Consider the following 21,927-nt stretch of genomic DNA (forward strand, 5'->3'; position numbering starts at 1 on the left):
TTATTTTAAAAATGGTAGTGCAATAAAAACGCAAAGAAAACAATTATTCTTTATAAATGATGATTTTAATTCCTTCCCAAATTCGCTTGGAGGCTTCTTGAGGAGAATGTTGATTGATAATTTTAAACCATTCTTGTGCTCCGTCAATAACAGACGATTTTTTATCAATGCCGCTCTCAATTATTGAAACAATATCATCCGGATTATTTATCCATAAGACTGTTTCTAAATTTGGCATTGAACGAAAATGAACATAATTGTATATTTTTTTAACGGACCAATCTGAGATTTTTTTATCAGTAACATCATAATTAATAAATGCACAGGCTTTATCGTGCGCAACATAATCAAAAACCATAGAAGATCCCAGATTGACAACCATTTCAGTATTTGCTATGGTATTCATTTGTAAATCAATATCTACCTGAGTTGGTAAAATTGTATTCCAACCTTCTCCTATTTTTTGCCATAATGGTTCAATTGGCACAATTACATCCTGATAATCATTAATGACTTTGTCATATCGATCTGAAAAATCAACTGGACAGCGTCTAAAAATAATCCCTAATGCATTTCCGTTTCTGTTTAATTCTCTAACTGCAACGGCTACATCCTCCAAATATTTGGAATCGTCAGGACAAGTGGTAATATCGTCTCCTGAATAACAGATATATTTTTTATCGAGATTTAGATTATTTTGTTCAAAAAAGTCTTCTCTTGAAATTAGTTTGCTTTTATCAAAATGAGATTCAAATTGAGGTGTTCCGGTTACCACAATCTGTGATTCTAGAATATATGGATAATAAAAAAGTAATTCCTTTTTCATCAAGTCGCTCCAGACAAAATAGTAATCTGTTTCGACAACCATTGTAGCTTTTGGCAGATTATCCCACGAAAAAATAAAAGTCGCGGTAGGAATTCCTAAATCTTGTGCAGCCAACAAAGGTGCAATTGCAGACATTGGTCTTTGATTAGTACAAAAAACCATTGCCGGTTTTTCTTTTTGAAGTGTTTCTAAACTTTTATGATAATACAGTGTTCTTCGTTCCTTGTTTTTAATTTTTTCTCGAATGCGATTTAAACCACATTTAGAAGAATGGGTAAATGATACCATTTGAGTAAACAAACTTTTTCCAGCTTTAAGAACAGTTGCATATGAAAAAGGAAATCTATATGTATCGTAAACACGATCTTGGGTTTTTCGAATATTAAGATTCAACTCAATTTGTTTGCGGGCATTTTTATAGCCTTCTGTAAATGGATTTGATTTAGAATTATGAATTCTTATCTCTTTAAAACCTAATTCTGTTAAATCAAACGGGGTGTTATTCCAGAAAACAACGTCGAAATTTTCCTTTAATCCAATAGCTTGAAAATCTGAATATGCAAAGTTGCGTAAGCCAATACCGTCGGGCAAAAGGATAAATATTTTCTTGTTTTGCATTATCTATTACTAATTTTTTCTAATAATTCGTTTTCCAAATTTTGATTCTTTTTAGGCAAACTCATTATTAATTTATTCCCAAAATCAATACTACCAATTTCTACATATTTGTACGTTACTTTGGAAATAAAATAAGTTATTACAATTATTAATACATAAAAACAGAAGAACATAAAATCATTATGTAAAATTACTTCAGGCAGGTGTAAAATAGCTGTGATTTTTTTACAAATTCCTCTAAAAAGATATCCAAATACATATATAATTAAAAAATGGTTTAAATACATACTAAAACTCACAACTCCTATTTTTTGAACAAAATCGTTGACCAAAAACTTCATATTAGTTGTATATGTTCCTATTGCAAATAATAAAAATATAGCTGCGTATATATATTCTCTTTTAATAAAATAATACGCATATTCTTCATCAAATTTGAAAAAGCAAAAACCTAAATATAATAAAAGAGAAGTTACTATCATTTTTTGTCCAGACTTAAATGAAAAAACAATATTCTTATTAACATGATACAAGACTATTCCTAAAATAAATACTGGCAATTGGTTTGGCAGCCAAAAATATAAGGCCCATTTATTAAAACTTCCAAAAATGAAATTTAAAAAGAAGATGGTTTTCTCTACAAAGTAATGATTTATGATTACAGATACTAGCATTGAAATTATTAGTAATAAAATCGTCTTTTTTAAAGAATTAAAGTATTTAAATAACATAGGAACCAACAAATAAAAAAGCATTTCTATTCCAATTGACCAACCTCCAGGCGGAATATCATTTATTCCTGGCAAATAAATACCATTTGTAAAAGTATAATTTGCTATTAAATTTTCAATATTAATCTCATTATGCTTAATGACACTTTTATAAAAAACATATACTATTCCTGCAAGATAATAGTAGGGTGCAATTCTAAAAAAACGACGAATAAAAAAATTACGATTTGTGAATTCTTTTTCGATTAATATTCTTTTAGAGTAAGAATTGAATAATGTGAAACTACTTAAAATAAAAAAGAGTTGAACTCCTAAATCTCCAGTACTACAAATTTTTTGAACAAAATCTGATACAATAAATGATTGCGAAGAATGAATAAGAATAACTAGTAATATAGCATACCCTCTTAAGGCATTTACCCATTTGTATTTATCACTATCTATCATTATTTAAATTTATTCCCTACTTTATTTACCACCTTTATTATTTGTTTTTCAATGGCCACAGAAATAGGATAGTTGTCAAAATAATCGTTTCCTCCTTTAAAGTGAACCTCTGTTTTTTTTAATGATAAATTATCTCCTTTTCTTAATTCTAAATCTTTAATTTGATTATATAAGAAAGGAAATAATTGATATTTATTCAATATTAATTCTCTTGCTTCTGAAATAGCTTCTAGATTATCTTCCCATTTAGCAGAATTAACTATCTCTTTTAAAAACAAATCGATGTGCTTGTCATTGGGATCAATTTGAATGAAGGAATTTTTAGGAAAAAAATTTTCTATCGCATTACATCCAAAATACAATGGCATTGTAAAACTTAAAAAGCAATCTATAATTTTTTCTGTCCAATAATAATCACTTTGAAAATTTTCATAAGCAATTGCGTATTTAGATTTATCCAGAACATCCCATTTATCATCGATAGGTTTTATGCCTCTGCCATAAAGATTCACAAAAGGCAAGTTTTGAATATTCTCTAAGAAATCCATTCTTGTGTTATGTCCTTTAGATGTTCTTTGATTACTCGTAATCCAAACAATTGTATTTTCTTTTTCTAGACTTTCAGCTTTAAGCTCACTCAAAAAATCATAATCTTTATTGACATGCCATGGCAATGCACCATGCGAAAGAATATTATTTTTCTTAATATCTAACTGATTATAAACAAGTTTTGTCTTTTTATTAGCATATTGTCTATACTTAGAAATCTCGTTTGGTGGTTCTAAGCATAAATGCAAAATATTATTCTCGTTAACTTTAATTGAAAAATCTTCCTTAGGATATTCTAAGATTACTAAATAATCACATTCATCAATATCATCTTCTGTAAAAGTAAAATCCTTCCACTTCATTGAATTATTTGGTGTTTGCCTTTTTAAGTCGGGATAACTAAAGTAACGTTCTAATTTAATTATCATATTATCTGTCTCTAAATTGTTTTTGATGATTCATTTGCCAAATTTTATCACCTTGAAGAGAGTCTAAAAATAATTCAGCGCTATTTCCAGTGCCAAAATCGGCATCACTTTGTTTTACCTTATGAGAGTCTATAATACTTAATGCTTTTGAAATATTCTTTTTTTCATAATCGACATTTATAATATCGGCGTGAACTGCTCTATTTTGTTGACGAGTACCAATATTAATAATTGGTATTCCATAATAAGGAGCTTCGCGAATTCCTGCACTGCTATTACCTATAATGAATTGAGAGTTTTTTAATAATGTCAAGAAATATTCAAATCGCAACGACGGAAAAATCCTGAAACGAGAATTGCCACTTAGTCTTTTGTAAGCATCCAGAATTATCTGGCTTCCTAAATCATTATTAGGAAAAACAACAACATAATTATGAGTATCATTCAATAATGCTTCAACAAAATTGGTTGCGTAGTCTTCCATCGAATCGATTTCAGTTGTTATGGGATGAAACATTACGATAGCAAACGAATTAAAATCAATTTGATAATATTGTTTTGCAATTTCTAAATCCGGAAGTTTATCAGAAAACATAATATCAATATCAGGAGAGCCAATAGTAAAAATAGATTCTTTTATTTCTCCCATTTGCTTCAAGCGTTTTGCAGCTTCGGCATTGGAGACAAAATGAATATGACTCAATTTACTCACGCTATGTCGAATCAATTCATCAACGGTTCCTGATATTTCTCCGCCCTCAATGTGGGCTACCAAAATATTATTTAATGATCCTACAATAGCTCCAGCCAGAGTTTCTACTCTATCTCCATGAACCAGAATCAAATCTGGTTCTACAATTTTGACATAATTTGAGAGTCCTTCAATGGTCTTGGCAAGTGTCAAATCCATGGTAGTTTCATGGGTATGATTCTTAAATGTATGTATGTTTTTGTAACCGCAACGCTGAATTTCAAGCAATGTATATCCGTATTCTTCTTGTAAGTGCATACCGGTAACTGCCACAAAAACTTCAAATGTGTGTTGAGATTCCAGAATTGAAATCAACGATTTTATTTTACCAAAATCAGCTCGTGTTCCGGTAAGGAAAAGGATTTTTTTATTCACTTACTTAACCTTTTTTGTCTTAATAAATTTTCTATTTTGTCCTAAATTATTTCTTGTAAAAAGACAAAAAAATAGGTTTAACTATTCTCTTTTTTAACTTATAAAAGAACAAATTAGTATTATTTATTTCTCTTTGATTCGTTTTGAAAACACTTTTATTTACTTCGCTCTTTTCGCTATTGTTTAACAAGTTTTTATTTTGGATTTCCACCATCCAATTCTCCACTTTATTTCCCATATGGAAAGCAAAATTATTAAAAGTGGATAATCTCATTTTATTGGCTAAATCAACAGGCAAATCAATATAATTATACTCAGAATTATTTCCTACCAAAGTAAGAGATGGTAATGTTGGAACAAATTCAAAAAGCAAAGATCTTTTAATAGTCACCACTTGATGATTACTTCCTACAATTGCTTTCGTTCCATTTTTTTCAATTACCGGCCAAGCTATATTTGGATCCGTTTCTTTATCCCAATTAGTGCTTTCCAGAAACTTATTATAGGACTCAAAATTTTCTGGTATCGCCTCATATTTAAACTTAACTTTTTGCAAAAAGATTTTACTCCAAGTTGAAAAAGAAGCGTATGTAGGTTCCGTTCTCGAAGAAATAGGAGACACTAAACCAACATCAGGAATTGAATTAAATATCTTCTCAACAGCTTGCTGCCATCCTTCAACAAATAAAACATCGACATCAGAAAGTGTTACAAATTCTTCTCTGGCACCTCTTGCAGCTCCAATCAAAGCATCCATTTTTCCAATATTTTGTCTGTGATGTATTAAACAATTAATTTTATCTTCTGAGTAAATTTTATTCAAGTAATCCGTAGTCTCAATACAGCTGCCGTTATTGACAACTGTGATTTCACATGATACGTTTTTTGTAACAGAAACAGATTCTAAACAGAGTTTCATTACATCAAAAACATTAGCATAATATCCGCTCATCTCGGGAATATAGACTACAATTACAACTCTGTGATTAGATTGTAAATCGATTGTATTCGCTTGTTTCTGAGGATTCATTCCTACTCTCATCGCTTAGTCTTTAAAATCACTAAAATCCAATTGATCATCTATTTCAATATCGCGTGTAGCAATTTTTCCAATCAAATCATCAAAATGTTCCGCTAAGATTTTCCCTGTTCCCGGGCGTTTTACCCAAATATTTTCTTTTGTAAATACTTCTCCTTTTTTTATGCTGGCAATCGTACAAACAGTTGCAAAAGCAAAATCAATTGTAACTTGTTCTTCTTTTGCCGGTTCTTTGATTCCGCCACGCATTTGCCAGATTTCATTCGAACTTATAATTAATTCTTTAGTTGCCTGCTCATCCATACTGCAAACAATATCCGGGCCTGTACGCTGCATATGGTCTGTAAAATGACGTTCCAAAATACTTGCGCCCAGAGCCACTGCACCCAAGCAAGCATTATTATTTAAAGTATGATCACTCAACCCAAAAACTTTATCCGAGAAAGCATTGTGCATTTCTATCATCGCTCCAAAACGAACTAAATGTATCGGTGTTGGGTATAAATTTGTAGTATGCAATAAGGCAACAGGAACTTTGTGTTTATCAAAAATAGCAATTGCTTTACGAATACTTTCAATAGTATTCATACCTGTACTTAAAATAACTGGTTTCCCAAAAGATGCAATATGTTCCAGTAAAGGGTAATTATTACATTCTCCCGAACCTATTTTATAAGCAGGCACGTCAAAATTTTTCAGTCTTTCAGCAGCTGCACGAGAAAAAGGAGTTGATATAAAAATCATTCCTTTACTTTCTACATAATTCTTTAGCTCTAACTCATCGCTTTCATTAAGCGAACAACGTTCCATAATTTCATAAATGGATACATCTGCGTTACCCGGAATTACTTTTTTTGCCGCTCCGGACATTTCATCTTCAACAATGTGGGTTTGGTGTTTTACTACTTCAACTCCTGCGCGATGAGCTGCATCGACCATTGCTTTGGCAACTTGTAACGATCCTTCGTGATTAATTCCTATTTCAGCAATTACTAACGGTGGATAATCAGGTCCTATTTTCCTTCCGGATATTTCTATATATGGATTCATAAAATGAGTTATGATTTATAATTTATGTCTTTGAAACAGATATTCTGCATAATCCATGTCTTCTGGAGTATCAATATCAATATTGGCAAAAATATGATTTACATTTAATGGATAAGCATTTTTTGAAATAATAGTATCTTCTAAAATCAAAGCCGCTTTGGTAATGTACAATAGTCCATTTTCGAAAAATAATGGCTCCAAATCCTGGCTGCGTTGCCCAATATCATAATTAAAAGGCAGGAATTTGTTTTCTTTTATTTTACCAAATTTTTGGTGATTTCTTGTCACTGTAAATAAGCTATCACAATTTTCTTTTTGATAAATTTCAAAAGATTCTTTTAACAAATTATCTGGTCTTAATGGATTTGTAGGTTGTAATAAAATTACATTTTCTACATTCTCTTCAAGAGATTCTAAAACATGTCTCATTGCAGAAACTGTGGGCTCTAAATCTCCAGATAACGTTTCTGGTCTATCAACTGCTTTTGCGCCATAAGATAATGCTATCCTTTTTATACTTTCATTATCAGTTGAAACGTATAATTCATCAATAATTTCACTATTAGCTAATGCATATTGTATAGAATGTACTAATAAAGGCAGCCCTCCAAATAATTGTATGTTTTTTTCAGGGATTCGTTTCGATCCTCCTCTGGCAGGAATTATAGCTATTGTTTTCACTCGAAATTTTTCTTTGCATTCAAAATAATCTCATTCATTCCTAAATTCCAGTTAGTAATAGAATATAAATTTCGTGGAATAGGTTCATATTCTATAGGATTCTCCATAAACTCGATCATCGCTTTTTCCCATTCTGAAACAAAATGAGGTTTTTCTATCAGTTTTCCCAGTTTTCCATATTGCATAACTTCTGGAACTCCCCCAATGGCAGAGGCAATACAATAATTTCCACAATGCAGGGCTTCTATTAAACTTAATCCAAATCCTTCATGCCAAAGAGTAGGAAACAAATAACAATCTGTCATTTGCAAATAAATAGCGACTTCATTGTTAAGGACTTTCCCTAAATACTCTACTCCATTTTGAGGCGTTTTAGGTTCACATCCAATAATCCACAAAACGACATCTTGTCTATTAGAATAAAATCTTCTCCATGCATCGAGCAAAAGGTTTAATCCTTTTTTGGGACGATCTTGCGAACACCAAACAAATACGGTTTTATTTCCAACTCCTTTACTTTCCTTTAAAACTTGTTTCTCTTTTTTCGAAAGCGGAAAAAACTTGTTAGTATCAATTCCATTATGTAAAACCGAAAATCGAGTGGGTAAAATCGTATAATAATTTTTGTGCGCCAAATAAGAATCATTTGTTAACAAAATCATCTCATCTATTGCTTCATAAAACCATCTTCCGTGATAATTTTCATGAAAAGGTGGAAATCCATGATAAAAAAACTGTAAGTAACATTGCTTTCTTAATCCTGTATTTTCAAGCATTGTTATCAATGGTTTCACCAAACCATAGTTATCGATTATCTGAATGATATACTTTTCATCTGGCTTAATAATTTTTTTTAATTGCTCCAGATAGGCGTAATATCGATTTTTATGCCATCGTTCCAAAAGCTTTATCTTGATATCTCTATTTACAGTTCCATAAACTACTGACGGTTCCGGACGCTCAGATGGCTTGCAAACGATATAATCTATTTGATGTGATGTAGACAGATAATTGTTATATAAGTTGGTCCAACTACCTGTAAGAGAAAAAGGTAACGGAAACTCTGAAATCAATATAACTTTGGACATGGTATAATTATAATTGCAACGTTAAGGTAATGCTCTTCAAATCTTCTGCTACAACATATTTATAAGTTGTATGCGAATAAAAAGAGGTCAAATGTAACAAAAGAACATCATTTATTTCTTTCAAGCTGTAATATTTAGGGATGCTTTTTCCCAAAAGTTTTTTTATATAATTTTTCAAAGTCTTAGCAGATGTATCTTCCTGAATCACAACTTTTAAAACCCTATTATTCAATTTTGGCAAAACCGAAAATAAAAAATTATCAATCACTTCTTTTTTATTCTGCAGCTCCAGGAAAATATCTGTTTTAGCAAGAAGTTCAAACTGATTTTCTGTGATGACATTTCCCCAATTTTCATTATTTACCACACTATTTTTCAATAGAGCGTTCATTTTGAAATGTTCCTGGTTTATTTTCGAAATCGTATTGTGCTGCAAACTAGTTGTTATTCTTTTCTTTAAAGAATTTCTATAAGTTGGATGCCATTGATGAAGCATTAAAACTTTTTTATCAAAAAATTCAACTTTTAGTCCGCTCAATTTCAGTCGAGCATGAACGTCTTCGTCTTCGCCTCCCCAGAAATTAAAAAATTCATCAAATCCTCTTATAGAAAGTAAAGCTTGCGTTGGAAACAATGAAAGGCCTTGAGCACCAATTGAACTTGTAAAAGCAATAGAATAATCATCAAACTCTTTGTTGATTTTAGTTTCTTGTTCACTCAAAAAACCAACTTTAAAATAATGAGAACTTTCAGGAGATTTGATCTCATTTAATGTCGCTAAAAATTCTTTATGAAACAACATGTCAATATCTGCGACAAAAACATAAGGCGTACTAATGTTTCGTAATCCTATATTGATTGCTTTTGCTCTCGACCACGGTTGATATAAATGATAGGAATAAATATAATCTGCGAACGAATATTGCTTCAAAACATTTTGAAGTTCAGTTCTATTATCTAAAGCGGATCCAAAATCTACAAACAATACTTTAAATTCATTGACAGTTTGAGACAACAAACTATCCAATGACCTTTTTACTCTTTCAACTTCTTTATCTTTATATATATAAAGTATCGTTATCATTGTCTTAAACCTTTCGGTATTTTAGTTTTTTGTTTGTTTTTTCTGCAACAAAATCAGCAGTTTAATATAACCAACAAATATATTCGGACTCCAATTATACAACACTCTTTTAATCTGTGATGTTTTGAAATAAGTACCTTCAATAGGAATCTTACGGATGTTCTTTTTTATAATTGCAATTGTTTTCTGTGTGTATTCTGTTTCATCTTGTCTCAAACAAAGTTCAAGAAAATGTAAAGCATACTCTGTGTAAACTCTCTTTTTATAATTCAAAAAATTATGGTTTGTTTCGTTTCCTTTTATTTGGGAAACATATTGAAACAATTTTATTTTTGAAAGACATTTTTCATAAAGTGATTTGCTGTCTTTTAATGAAGTTTTATTCTCCTCATTTCTTCTTCTATAGAGATATAATGGAAGATTTGTATTCAAAAAATTAAAATTATGATTTGTGTATAATTTCAAATTAAAAAACTCATCTTCAAATACATTATCTTCTTGAAACCTTAAATCTTTCTCTAATACAAAACTTCTGTTATAAATACTAAAACAGACGTTTGGAGGCATACCATCGATTGAATTTTCAGTGTTTTTAACTAAAGCATTGATCCTTTGGGGAAAACTTATTGTTAAGGTTTCTAATTCATGATCTTTAAAATCAATTTTGGTAAAGTTCAGAATCGAAATATTTTCATATTCCTTTAGCAATTTTTCTAAATCAGAGAGTGCATTTTGAGTTATTAAATCATCACTATCTACAAACCATAAATACTTTCCCGTTGCAATTTCCAAACCCGTATTTCTGGCAGATGCTGTACCTGAATTTGTTTTATGAACTATTTTAATGCACGCATTATCTACAGCATAATTATCGCAAATTTCTCCAGAATTATCTGTTGATCCGTCGTTTACTAGGATAATTTCAAAATTCTGAAACGATTGAACTAAAATACTCTCTAAGCAATCTTTAATGTATTTGTCTACATTATAGACTGGAATAATGATGCTGAAAAAAGGACGATTATCTGAATCTTTTTTCATTTTTTCTTAAATGTATAAAACAAAATCAGTCTGATAAATCTACTGAAACCTACAATTGAAAGATTCTTTATATATAGCCACGAAATCTTAAAAAAAAACGGAATTCTTTTTTTATCGTTTATATAACAGGTTGAAATATTCAAAAATAATTCCTCTTGTTGTGTTTTCGAAAAAAAATGCTTCTTATGTGACAAGAGATAATAATAAAAATCAAATTTGGAATTATTCTTTTTCTTTGAATAAAGGATATTTCCAGAGATACTTATAGAGGAAACTCTAATTTTAATCACCGATTCGTTTATTGTAAAAACAATACCAAAAGCTGAAAATTCCAAAACGCCTAAAACATCGGAATACCATGCCAATGGAAAATCAACGAATCCAATTTTCAACACTTTTTCTTTCAAAAAAATGTATTCGCTTAAAGAACTTCTGCTCCTTCGAAATAAAAAATCTGTAGATTTCTCTTTTGTTGGATGATAATAAATTTCGGAATTAGTGTTGCTTTTTTCATTAAAAATCTGAGTTGCATATCTAATTACATTAATTCCTTCGCTTTTTATTTCAGGTAATTTTTTATAAAACTCTTCGATAGTATTTTCTTCCAAAACATCGTCGTCACCTAAAATCATGATCCATTCTTCTTTCTCTGTCAAGGTAATGCAACGATGCCATTGTTGGGTAAGTGAATTTCCTCCAAGATTAGTCTCAAAACGATGGTATAGAAAATTAAATTTGTCTTTAAACTTTTTTAGTAAATCAAGAGGATTTTCCGGACTGTCATCATCACCTATGTAAACTTTAAATCGTTTATCAGTTTGATTTGCCAGAGATTGCAATGCTTCTTCAAAAAAACTTAGTTTATAATATGGAATAACTATAGCAATCATTTATTTTTTTTATACAATCCAAAGATTGAGAAATGAAAAAAAGTAGTGCAAAACAAATCAATCACAAACTTTTTACTCTGTAATTTATTTTTAAATTCTGATTTTGTGCTTTTAATAACGGAATCTAAATGCTTAAAAGTTCCCAATTGCTTCACAAAGAAATCAGCGTGTTTAATGCTCATATATTCAAAAAGACTTTTGCGATTATCATTGGTTAAATCGGTTTGTCTTGAACTCTTTTTTATTCTATAATAAAATTCTACTTCTTTAATTTGAACTACTTCTCCGCCATTTTTTAATAACGAAATCCAAAATTCCCAATCTTCTAAACCTGATTTCATTTGCTCATCGTATCCACCAATGAAATACCAATCTGTCTTTTTATAAAGTGCTGAACAAAATATTAAATTATCTCTTGATAAATTTTCTAAGGAGAAATCCGGTAAATTCCATTCTCCATTTTCATCACCAAATTTCATTGCCAGGCAGTATACTAATTTTAAAGAAGGATTCTCCTGAAACAATTCACTTCCTTTTTTTATATAATTCTGACCAATTTTATCGTCAGCGTCTAATGGTAAAATTAATTCTCCTTTTGCTGTAGCTATTCCTAAATTTCTGGCATGACTAACACCTTTATTTTTAGAATAAACATATTTAAATCTTGTATCTTTTAAAATCCATTTTTTCGCTTCCTCTTCGGTATTATCCGGACTACCGTCATTTACAATAATACATTCCCAATTTTCATAAGTCTGATCTAATACTGATTGCAGAGACTCATCCAGATATTGGGATTGCTTATAGCATGGAACAATTATAGATACTAATGGATTATTCATTTAAAACCTTTTTAATAAACCCAATCTGATTAATAACTTGATTTTTGTTGATTTTCTAAGATTCGCTAAAACTGCATTGGATTCAAACAAATGAGTAGCATCATTATTATAAGCTTTAAATTCTGAATTTAAAACATTCCATTTTTCCTCAGCAATAAATAATTTATTTTCTAAATCTGAACTCAAACCATCCAAATAAAAGGTCGATAAAGTTTGATTGATTCTCTCATAAGAACAATTGAATTTACAAACGCTTTCTATAAAAAATTTCCAGTCAGATACAATTTTTATGTTTTCATCATACAAACCGACTATATTAAATAAAGTTGCTTTAATAAACGCTGCTGGATGTGGTAAAGTATCTTTTACAAAATAAGAAAAAGGCAATTCTTCCGGATATGTTTTTATAAACTTTATATTTTTATCAACTACCTGAAGATTAAAATAAATGATATCTTTTCCTTCTAGAAACTTATTGTTTTCTGCCAATGCGTTATCATCAACAAAATGATCTCCACTATTTAAGAATATTAGATAATCGCCTTTAGCTTTCGCTATTCCTTTGTTCATTGCGTTATAGATACCTTTGTCAGGTTCGCTAACCCAATAATCAATATCTTTAGTTTGGCTTTCTATATACGCAAAACTACCATCTGTAGAACCGCCATCGATAACAATATATTCAAACTCCTTCCAGGTTTGATTGACTACACTTTCAATAGTTCGCTTTAAACCATCGAGATTGTTGTAGTTGATTGTGATGATGGATATTTTAGGCATTGCTTATAAATCTTAAGTTTATTTTAAAAAGAAATGACATTTTACAACATCGATTTTATAATATCAATCTCTCTTGCGGTATATTCTTTATACTTCTTGCTTTGAATCTTTCTTAAGAAATGAGTTCTTCTAAAACCCTTTCCATATATTAATTTTAAAATTCTAAAAGTTATTTTTTGCCCAAAGCTAAAAGTAAAATCCTCATTTATTATATGCTCATACAAATTCGCATATCTGCTATTATAAAGCTTATAAATTCTCAATAACTCTTCTTGTCGTTTTCTTCCGCCAGCACCACTTTTATGTTCTTCGTGAATGCGATACAATGAAATGGACTTGTGTAGAGGATAAAAAGGAATATTATTTTGTTTAGCTCTTAGAAACCATTCCCAATCAAAGCCAAAATTAAAATCAATATTTAAAATTCCCATTTCTAACCAGATTTTTCTACTCCAAAAAGAAGATGGCTGAATTATAGTATCCGCTAATTCTAATGGAATTGAATTGAAAGAAGCTTCTACATTACTTCCACGTGCAACCAAAGCACCATTGTTTTTCTCCTCAAAATGCAGGCAATTTCCAAAATAAATTCCGTCTCCTTTTTCATTATATTGAGCCGCAACAAAGTTCAAAATATTTGGCAATAAAATATCATCACTATTCAGCCACATTAAAATTTCGCCAGTTGCTCTGGTAAAACCTTTATTAATTGCATCACCCTGACCTTTGTCTTTTTCAGAAACCCAATAACTTAATTCTTTCTCATATTTTTTGATTATCTCAACTGAATTATCTGTACTTGCCGCATCATAAATCAGATATTCTAAATTAGGATAACGCTGACCCAATACTGACAAAATAGTATCCTCAAGAAATTGACCTTGATTATAAGAAGGTGTTACAATTGATATTTTGGGATAAATCATTATAGATTATGGTATATATTTTTAATTGTAATGTTATGAACTCGAAATTTCAATTAATTACTTAAATACTTTTTTTACAAGTTTAATAATGAACGGTGGTACGATATTATATATCAAAACTTTTAATACGCTCTTTTTTTTAACTACTACTTTTACTTCTTCTTTAGAGTAAAAACATTTAATTTTTGAAAAAAAATCGATTTTGTTTTGAATTAATTTATCATGGTATTGGTTATATAATTCATAAACTTCCTTCGACAATGTAACAGAATTGTATCTATCGTAATATTTAGAAAATAATTCCGGTTTTGTATAATTATATGAGCTAAAATGATAAAACACTAATTTAGAATTATCATTCATAATAAATTCGTCATTAGTCTTAAGTATTAAATTTCTTTCATGTAGATTCCATGGCGCAGCATTAAAACCATATTCATGTAAAACCTTAACCTTATTAAAAAAAATAGGCACCAAATTAATCCATAATTGATCTACAAATAACCCATTAGAAACTCGGCTAAAACCAATTTTTAAAGTTTTATCTTCCCACCAATCAAGTAAATCTCTCACATTTTGGCTTTTCGGATTGAGGGCTAAAAATCCTAAATTATATATACCGTAATTTAAAAATGAACTTTCTGCAGGAGAAAAATCATCTACACCTATTGGATTTAGAATATGCGGAGTTAATAAAACATCTTCTTCTTCTAAATATTTTTCTAATAAACTTAACTTATTAAAAATTTGAATATCAGGATCAAAATAAATAATTGTCTCAAGATTTTCATATTTACTTATTAAATACTTAAAAAAAGAAGCTTTAATTGAAGTGTTTAATTCTACAATGTCGTATTTTTCTATTATTTCATCAAAACAATAAATACCAAATTGAGAGGCAGGAATAATTTCTGTATTCTCAAAAAAAGAGTAGTCAATATCCTCTGAAATTTCATCACACAAACCAATTATAAATTTGTAATCAGAATTTTTATCTAACAATGAATCTCCCAATATCTTAGCTTGTGCCAAATAGTTATTCGAACAAATAGTGAATGCAATTTTCATTATAATCTGTATCCAAATATGTTTAATTGCAAATCAAAATAAGGGCCTTTTTTTTCTTTATATGGATTTTTCATGTTTTCCCAGGCTTCTTTTATATATACTTTGAAACCAGCAGTTTTTAATATTATTAACAATTCACCTATCATCTGAGGATTTTCGGCAAAACTATGATATTCAACAAAAATATTTTCTACGTTTTTTAATGAATCACCACAATCTTTCAAAATATCATATTCAGGACCTTCGATGTCAACTTTTAAGAAATCAATTTTTTCGTGCAAAAGATCTTTTAACCTTACGGTTTCAATCTCTATTGTATTCTCAGCTTTCTCTTCAACTATATGTCCTCCTAAAGAACCTCTTTTAGCAAAAACCAAAGGCTCTTCGTTAATCCAAACTGCCTTTTGATAAAGCTTTACGTCATTAATATTAAACTGATTTAAATTATACTCAGAAATATTAAAGATATCATTATCAGGTTCAAATGCAATTATTTCAGATTCAGGAAAAAGTCTTTTAAAATAAATAATACTCAATCCTATATTTGAACCACAGTCTATAATTTTAGGTTTTTTGTTATTTGCACTAAATTTATAAACCTCTTCTATAAATAGCTCATTAAGACTATGCAAATACCAAAATGAATCAGTAATCTTTATTTCTTTACCAAATAATGTAGATGTATTCTTTATAGATTCTTTTTTCAATGCAGAAAACTCATTGTACGAAAGACCTAAAGATTTATATTTTCTAAATTCAAGAATTTTCTTTATATTCTTCTTAATTAATTTCATTTTTCCAAGATCTACTATTAAAATCAAAAGTTTTTATTAATCTTGCCGGAGAACCAGCGATCATTGAATAATCAGGAAAAGATTTAGTTACTACTGAATGTGCTCCAACGACACAATTCTTTCCTAGTTTAACTCCCGATAGTATAGTTACTCTGTAACCAATAAAAGTATTTTCTCCAATTTCAATTTTCCCTTTCGAGAAAAGAGGCTGATCCTTAAGGGGTAAATCTATTGTAGGATCAAATCCGTGATAATGATCTGATATATAAACATATTCACTAAGCAAACATCCATCATTAATTAATATTTCATCTATTGCAGTAATACAAGCATAATTACCAATCCTTACATTATTTGAAATAACTATTTTAGGACTAAATGATTGATTTAAATACTTATCAAATGCCCCAAGCCATGCGGTATGTCCTATACTCGAATTATCTTTTATTTCTATATATCCTTCCCCATCCAAAATTTTAGGCTTTTCAAAAAAAGAATTTATGCCTACTTTAATTCCTAAAGAGTTATTTTGATTATAATATTTAGGTTCTATTTTCTGAAAAAATGATGACAGGTAGTTAACCATTTTTCTTTTAAGGAAGTTCATCATAGCTAAAAGATGTTTTTAAATTTAACTCTCCTCTCCATTTCCTATCAAGTACGGATTCAAATTTGTTTTTAACAATTAAATTTGTTTCTGACGCCCACTGATCTATTATAGTATTATTACTTACCAATGCAATATCAATTTCATACTTTCCATCTATAACTGGCAAGATTAACTCAAACTTAAAAACGTGATTTCCTTTTTTGATATCAAAATAATCTCCTTCATAATCACGACTATTACATCCAAGCATAATTTTTCCTTCAAAATTTCTAATAACAAGTCCTAATTCACAATTAGTAAAATCCTCATTTGAAGTAAATTCAAAACAAATATTTTCCTTTACATCTGAAGAAATACTGAATAAATTAGAATCTCTTATAAACCATCTTGTAAAAAAACCTACTGAATCATTACTGATATCGGTTCTTTTTCCATCATTAGCTAACTGATCTTCATTGAAATACTCGTCAATAACAGCATCTATACTTCCTTCAAAAACTACTCTTCCGTTCTCCATCACAATTCCCTTAGTACACAACTGCTTAACCGCAGCCATATTATGACTTACGAACAAAACAGTTCGGCCTCCTTCGCGAGAGATATCTTGCATCTTTCCGATTGCTTTTTTCTGAAATTCAGCATCTCCAACGGCCAAAACCTCATCAATTACCAAAATTTCTGGCTCCAGGAAAGCTGCTACTGCAAATGCTAAACGCACGGTCATTCCGCTACTATATCTTTTTACCGGAGTATCTATATAACGTTCGCATCCCGAGAATTCAATTATTTCATCCAATTTTGAAGTTATTTCTTTTTTCGTCATTCCTAAAATGGCACCGTTTAAGTAAATATTTTCGCGTCCCGTCATTTCACCATGAAAACCTGTACCTACTTCTAATAAAGAGGCTATTCTTCCGCGAGATTTTATACTTCCGGTTGTTGGTGCTGTAACTTTAGATAATATTTTTAAAAGCGTTGATTTTCCAGCACCATTTTTACCAATGATTCCTAAAACTTCTCCACGCTCAACTTCAAAGTTAATATCCTGCAATGCCCAAACATAATCAGAAGTTCCTTTTGTGGAACGATCATTTACATCACCAATTTTTAAGTACGGATTTTCCTTTCCACGTATCTGATGCCACCATCGATTTAAATCGTGGCTCAACGTACCTGTACCTACTTGTCCTAAACGATATTGCTTAGAAATATTTTCGGCTTTTAAAATTATATCTTTTTCCAATTATTAAAGTATAGATTATAAACTGTGCTGTTGGTCTAAAAAATTGGCTAAACCGTGTCAATAAAGCTTTTTTCTGTTTTATTGAAAACTAAAAGGCCAATAAAAAATATCATAATTGTTACTCCAAAAGTATAAGCTAATCCTAAAATAGAAATATTCCCTACATTTAAAAGCATATATCTACTAGTTTCGATTACATATGCCAAAGGATTATAATCAACAATCCAACCGTACTTTGGGATCTTTTCTTTGATTAATTCCATAGGATACATAACTGCCGATAAATACATTAACAATTGTATACCAAAACCAATTAAATTACTAAAATCTCTATATTTTGTTACCATCGAAGAAATTAACATTCCAAGTCCTAAACCAAAAATTCCCATTATAACAATCAAAATGGGGAAAAACAAAATCGAACTATTAATTGACAAATTCGCACCACTAAAATAATAGTAAATATAAAAGATTATAAAAATCAGGAATTGGATTCCGAATTTTATCAAAGTCGAAATCACTACTGATAGAGGAGTTATAATTCTAGGAAAATAAACTTTACCAAATATTGCGGCATTAGCTTTAAACGTATCTGAAGTACCATTAAGGCAAGCTGTAAAATAATTCCAGACTGTAATACCCGCTAAATTGAATAGAAATGGAGGAACAGATCCTGTATCAATTCCTGCTACATTATTAAATATTATAGTAAATGTTACAGAAGTAAACAAAGGTTGAATTAAGTACCAGAGTGGCCCCAAAACAGTTTGTTTATACACTGTTATAACATCTCGCTTAACAAAAAGGAGTAATAAATCTCTATATTGCCAAACTTCTCTAAGATTTAAAGAGAAAAACTTGTTTTTGGGTGTTATTTCAAACAGCCAATCATTTGTATTTTTAGAATCCATTTAAAAGAACTAAAAAAAACCTTATCATAAAAATTAACAAGATTTTTAATATTTTAGAGTTTGTTTAAAAATGCCAAAAGGTGTTTACAAAAAACACCTTTTGATTATACTGAATTTATATTTTTGTCTTTATACTATTTGTCTAAAACTTCGAAAGTAGAATTCATACTTTTAAACTCTGGAACTATCTTTTTCATTTTTGAAACAATATCATCATTTTCGTAAAAATCAGCAATTCCGATCAATTCATCAACCTCATTATGAAGATTTTCATACTCATCTTGAATTTCTTGCGCAATCATAATCTTATTATGATGTGTTGGAAGAGTCTTAGAAGTATCATTCAATAATTCTTCGTAAAGTTTTTCTCCAGGTCTTAAACCAACTATTTTAATTTTAATTTCTTTGTCAGGAATGAAACCAGCCAACTTGATCATTTTTCGTGCTAAATCAATAATCCTAACTGGTTTACCCATGTCAAAAATATAAATTTCACCACCATTACCCATAGCTCCAGCTTCTAATACCAGTTGACATGCCTCTGGTATTGTCATAAAGTAACGAATTATATCCTGATGCGTAATTGTAACCGGTCCTCCTTCTGCTATTTGTTTAGTAAATAAGGGTACAACAGATCCATTTGAACCTAAAACATTTCCGAAACGAGTAGTAATAAATTTTGTACCACCTTCAACCTTTTCCTTTTGGTTTTTTAAGAATAGGGACTGCACATATTTTTCTGCAATACGTTTACTAGCCCCCATTACATTACTTGGGTTAACAGCTTTATCGGTAGAAACCATTACAAATTTCTTTACCTGATATTTACAAGCTAAATCTGCAAGGTTTTTAGTTCCTTTAATATTAGTTTGAATTGCTTGAGAGGGGTTTTCTTCCATCAAAGGCACATGCTTATAAGCTGCTGCATGAAAAACAACATGAGGATGGTAATTTTTAAAAACTTTTTCTAAAGCTTTTTTGCTTCTTACATCAGCAATTACTGCAACAATTTTCGTATCGAAATTCATTCCCTGAGTTTCTAAGCATAAATTGTGTAACGGTGTCTCTGCATGATCCAAAACGATTACATTTTTTGGATTAAAATTCAGAACCTGCCTAACAATCTCGCTTCCAATTGAACCAGCCGCACCTGTTATTAAGATTGTTTTATCTTTTAATTGTTTCGAAATTGATTTACTATCTAAGACTATCGGTTTTCTTTCTAATAAATCTTCAATCTGTATATTTTTTACTTTCTGAGAAATTTCTTTTTGATTTTCCCAATCTGAAATTAATGGTACAGTATATACTCTGTAATTAAATTCTAAACATTGATCAACAATAATAAGTTGCTCATCTTTAGTCAAGCTTTTATCTGCAATAATAACACCTTCTGCAGCAACGGACCTCATTAATGCTGGAAGTTTTTTTCTTAAAATTAAAATTGGCAAATCTAGCATACGCTTAGATGCATTTTGATTATTTTTATCAACGAATCCAACAATTTTAAATCTAGAAGGTGTTTCAAATTTTAAAGCATTTGCAACAGAAATAGCATTTGCATCAGTACCATAAATAACTGTTCTAACAAGCTTGGTTGTAGTTTTCTCTGAAAAATACATTTCAAAAGTCTGTTTTACAATTACACGATACAAAAACAAACCGCAAAACGATAAAACTAAATTTATAAAAAGAGCTGTATTTAAAAATGCTTTATGCCCAGTATATAACTCAAATATTAAATTTATAAATAGAAAGAAAACCAAAACTGACATTTGAGAGAAAAGCAGTTTTATTGCATCAATATATGAGGAGTGCCTAATAATTCCCGAATATGTTCTAAAGAGCCAAAAGAAAAATATATTGACTGTTATTAAACTGGCTACAAAATAAAAATCATGAGAAGTTATAATGTAACCAATTGCAGTACCATCAAAAAGCAAATAAGTAAAGGAAAATGAAAAAAATAAAACCATTACATCAATAGCAACAATAATCCATCTAGGCAAATAACTCAAATTATTGATATTTGCTCTAAGATTTCTTGGAGAAAAGGTTTTATACAGCAAAGAGCTTATGTTATTTGGTTTTTCTGTATTCAATTTAGCATTTTTTAAGTCAGTAAAATTTGAACTTTATACAAAAATACAAATTAAAGGTTTTAAATAATTACTTCGTGGCGCAAATTAAATTTTAACACCTTTTTTCTTTTGCTTCAAAAAGTCTAAAAGATAGGTTCCATAACCTGATTTAAGTAGTGGTTTAGCCAATTCTTCAAGTTGAGCATCATTAATAAATCCTTGTCTCCATGCTATTTCTTCAATACAGCCTACTTTTAAACCTTGTCTTTCTTCAATAACTTGTACGAATTGCCCTGCTTGCATCAAGCTATTAAAAGTTCCTGTATCTAACCATGCAGTTCCTCTACTTAATATACCTACTTTTAATTTCCCATTTGCTAGATAAACTTTATTCACATCTGTAATTTCATATTCACCACGGGCGCTTGGCTTAATATTTTTGGCAATTTCAACAACAGAATTATCGTAGAAATAAAGTCCTGGAACTGCGTAATTAGATTTTGGTTCCAATGGCTTCTCTTCAATAGAAATAGCATTTTTATTTTCATCAAATTCAACCACTCCATATCTTTCAGGATCCGAAACATGGTAAGCAAAAACAACTCCTCCTTCAGGATCTGCATTGTCTTTTAAAAGTTGTTGCATATTGGTGCCGAAGAAAATATTATCTCCTAAAACTAAAGCTACTTTGTCATTACCTATAAAGTCAGCTCCAATTACAAAAGCCTGAGCCAATCCATTCGGATTTGGTTGTTCTGCATAACTAAAATTACAACCAATTGTACTCCCGTCTCCTAAAAGTTTTTTAAAATGTGGTAGATCGTGAGGAGTGGAGATAATTAAAATTTCATTTATTCCTGCCATCATTAATGTTGATAACGGATAATAAATCATAGGTTTGTCGTAAACCGGCATTAGCTGTTTACTTACAGCCAATGTCAATGGATGCAATCTTGTGCCAGAACCTCCAGCTAATATAATTCCTTTCATATTTTTTGATTTTAGATTTTAGATTTTAGATTTTAGATTTTAGATTTCTTTTGAAATTCTGTCGTATATATCTTTAAATCATTT

The 21,927-nt window shown here is 29.9% G+C and carries 21 protein-coding genes; all 21 read right to left on the reverse strand.

Annotated elements, in window-relative coordinates:
* Window positions 1-43: 43 nt before the first annotated feature.
* A complete protein-coding gene (locus NCC77_RS21445) occupies window positions 44-1,444 on the reverse strand; it encodes a UDP-glycosyltransferase (protein WP_250837402.1) in 1,401 nt (466 codons plus the stop codon).
* Window positions 1,444-2,622, reverse strand: coding sequence for an acyltransferase family protein (locus NCC77_RS21450; protein WP_250837403.1), 1,179 nt, complete (start codon window positions 2,620-2,622; stop codon window positions 1,444-1,446). Before NCC77_RS21450 ends, NCC77_RS21445 begins: the two co-directional genes overlap by 1 nt.
* Complete coding sequence (locus tag NCC77_RS21455) at window positions 2,622-3,599, reverse strand: glycosyltransferase family 10 domain-containing protein (RefSeq protein WP_250837404.1); 978 nt, start codon at window positions 3,597-3,599, stop codon at window positions 2,622-2,624. The genes NCC77_RS21450 and NCC77_RS21455 overlap by 1 nt, the downstream gene beginning before the upstream one ends.
* 1 nt (window position 3,600) lies before the next feature.
* Window positions 3,601-4,725: a UDP-N-acetylglucosamine 2-epimerase gene (gene neuC / locus NCC77_RS21460; RefSeq protein WP_250837405.1), complete on the reverse strand. Its 1,125-nt coding sequence runs from the start codon at window positions 4,723-4,725 to the stop codon at window positions 3,601-3,603.
* Between the two features lie 46 nt (window positions 4,726-4,771).
* Window positions 4,772-5,767: a glycosyltransferase family A protein gene (locus NCC77_RS21465; protein WP_250837406.1), complete on the reverse strand. Its 996-nt coding sequence runs from the start codon at window positions 5,765-5,767 to the stop codon at window positions 4,772-4,774.
* Between the two features lie 3 nt (window positions 5,768-5,770).
* Window positions 5,771-6,814 carry an N-acetylneuraminate synthase gene (gene neuB, locus NCC77_RS21470; protein ID WP_250837407.1) on the reverse strand — a complete coding sequence of 348 codons (1,044 nt, stop codon included), beginning with the start codon at window positions 6,812-6,814 and terminating at the stop codon, window positions 5,771-5,773.
* A gap of 15 nt (window positions 6,815-6,829) precedes the next feature.
* Entirely contained in the window at window positions 6,830-7,495 is a 666-nt protein-coding gene (locus tag NCC77_RS21475; RefSeq protein ID WP_250837408.1) for an acylneuraminate cytidylyltransferase family protein, read from the reverse strand.
* A complete protein-coding gene (locus NCC77_RS21480; protein ID WP_250837409.1) occupies window positions 7,492-8,583 on the reverse strand; it encodes a glycosyltransferase family 4 protein in 1,092 nt (363 codons plus the stop codon). Before NCC77_RS21480 ends, NCC77_RS21475 begins: the two co-directional genes overlap by 4 nt.
* 7 nt (window positions 8,584-8,590) lie before the next feature.
* Window positions 8,591-9,667: a glycosyltransferase family 2 protein gene (locus NCC77_RS21485; protein ID WP_250837410.1), complete on the reverse strand. Its 1,077-nt coding sequence runs from the start codon at window positions 9,665-9,667 to the stop codon at window positions 8,591-8,593.
* A 21-nt stretch (window positions 9,668-9,688) separates the two neighbouring features.
* Complete coding sequence (locus NCC77_RS21490) at window positions 9,689-10,708, reverse strand: glycosyltransferase family 2 protein (protein ID WP_250837411.1); 1,020 nt, start codon at window positions 10,706-10,708, stop codon at window positions 9,689-9,691.
* A complete protein-coding gene (locus tag NCC77_RS21495; protein ID WP_250837412.1) occupies window positions 10,705-11,598 on the reverse strand; it encodes a glycosyltransferase family 2 protein in 894 nt (297 codons plus the stop codon). The genes NCC77_RS21490 and NCC77_RS21495 overlap by 4 nt, the downstream gene beginning before the upstream one ends.
* Window positions 11,595-12,440: a glycosyltransferase family 2 protein gene (locus tag NCC77_RS21500; protein WP_250837413.1), complete on the reverse strand. Its 846-nt coding sequence runs from the start codon at window positions 12,438-12,440 to the stop codon at window positions 11,595-11,597. Before NCC77_RS21500 ends, NCC77_RS21495 begins: the two co-directional genes overlap by 4 nt.
* Window positions 12,441-13,220: a glycosyltransferase family 2 protein gene (locus NCC77_RS21505; protein WP_250837414.1), complete on the reverse strand. Its 780-nt coding sequence runs from the start codon at window positions 13,218-13,220 to the stop codon at window positions 12,441-12,443.
* A gap of 41 nt (window positions 13,221-13,261) precedes the next feature.
* Window positions 13,262-14,146 (reverse strand): glycosyltransferase family 2 protein, encoded by an 885-nt coding sequence (locus NCC77_RS21510; RefSeq protein WP_250837415.1) that lies wholly within the window; start codon window positions 14,144-14,146, stop codon window positions 13,262-13,264.
* A 57-nt stretch (window positions 14,147-14,203) separates the two neighbouring features.
* Complete coding sequence (locus NCC77_RS21515; protein WP_250837416.1) at window positions 14,204-15,214, reverse strand: glycosyltransferase; 1,011 nt, start codon at window positions 15,212-15,214, stop codon at window positions 14,204-14,206.
* The gene (locus tag NCC77_RS21520; protein ID WP_250837417.1) at window positions 15,214-16,035 is read right to left on the reverse strand and encodes an FkbM family methyltransferase; all 822 of its coding nucleotides are present in this window, start codon (window positions 16,033-16,035) and stop codon (window positions 15,214-15,216) included. The genes NCC77_RS21515 and NCC77_RS21520 overlap by 1 nt, the downstream gene beginning before the upstream one ends.
* Window positions 15,995-16,618 (reverse strand): acyltransferase, encoded by a 624-nt coding sequence (locus tag NCC77_RS21525; RefSeq protein WP_250837418.1) that lies wholly within the window; start codon window positions 16,616-16,618, stop codon window positions 15,995-15,997. Before NCC77_RS21525 ends, NCC77_RS21520 begins: the two co-directional genes overlap by 41 nt.
* Window positions 16,602-17,861: an ABC transporter ATP-binding protein gene (locus NCC77_RS21530; protein WP_250837419.1), complete on the reverse strand. Its 1,260-nt coding sequence runs from the start codon at window positions 17,859-17,861 to the stop codon at window positions 16,602-16,604. The genes NCC77_RS21525 and NCC77_RS21530 overlap by 17 nt, the downstream gene beginning before the upstream one ends.
* A 47-nt stretch (window positions 17,862-17,908) precedes the next feature.
* Window positions 17,909-18,772: an ABC transporter permease gene (locus NCC77_RS21535; RefSeq protein WP_250837420.1), complete on the reverse strand. Its 864-nt coding sequence runs from the start codon at window positions 18,770-18,772 to the stop codon at window positions 17,909-17,911.
* A 134-nt stretch (window positions 18,773-18,906) separates the two neighbouring features.
* A complete protein-coding gene (locus tag NCC77_RS21540; protein ID WP_432442333.1) occupies window positions 18,907-20,850 on the reverse strand; it encodes a polysaccharide biosynthesis protein in 1,944 nt (647 codons plus the stop codon).
* Between the two features lie 108 nt (window positions 20,851-20,958).
* Window positions 20,959-21,843 (reverse strand): glucose-1-phosphate thymidylyltransferase RfbA, encoded by an 885-nt coding sequence (rfbA, locus tag NCC77_RS21545; RefSeq protein ID WP_250837422.1) that lies wholly within the window; start codon window positions 21,841-21,843, stop codon window positions 20,959-20,961.
* Window positions 21,844-21,927: the final 84 nt, after the last annotated feature.

This window comes from Flavobacterium tyrosinilyticum (genome assembly GCF_023656565.1).
Lineage (GTDB): Bacteria > Bacteroidota > Bacteroidia > Flavobacteriales > Flavobacteriaceae > Flavobacterium > Flavobacterium tyrosinilyticum.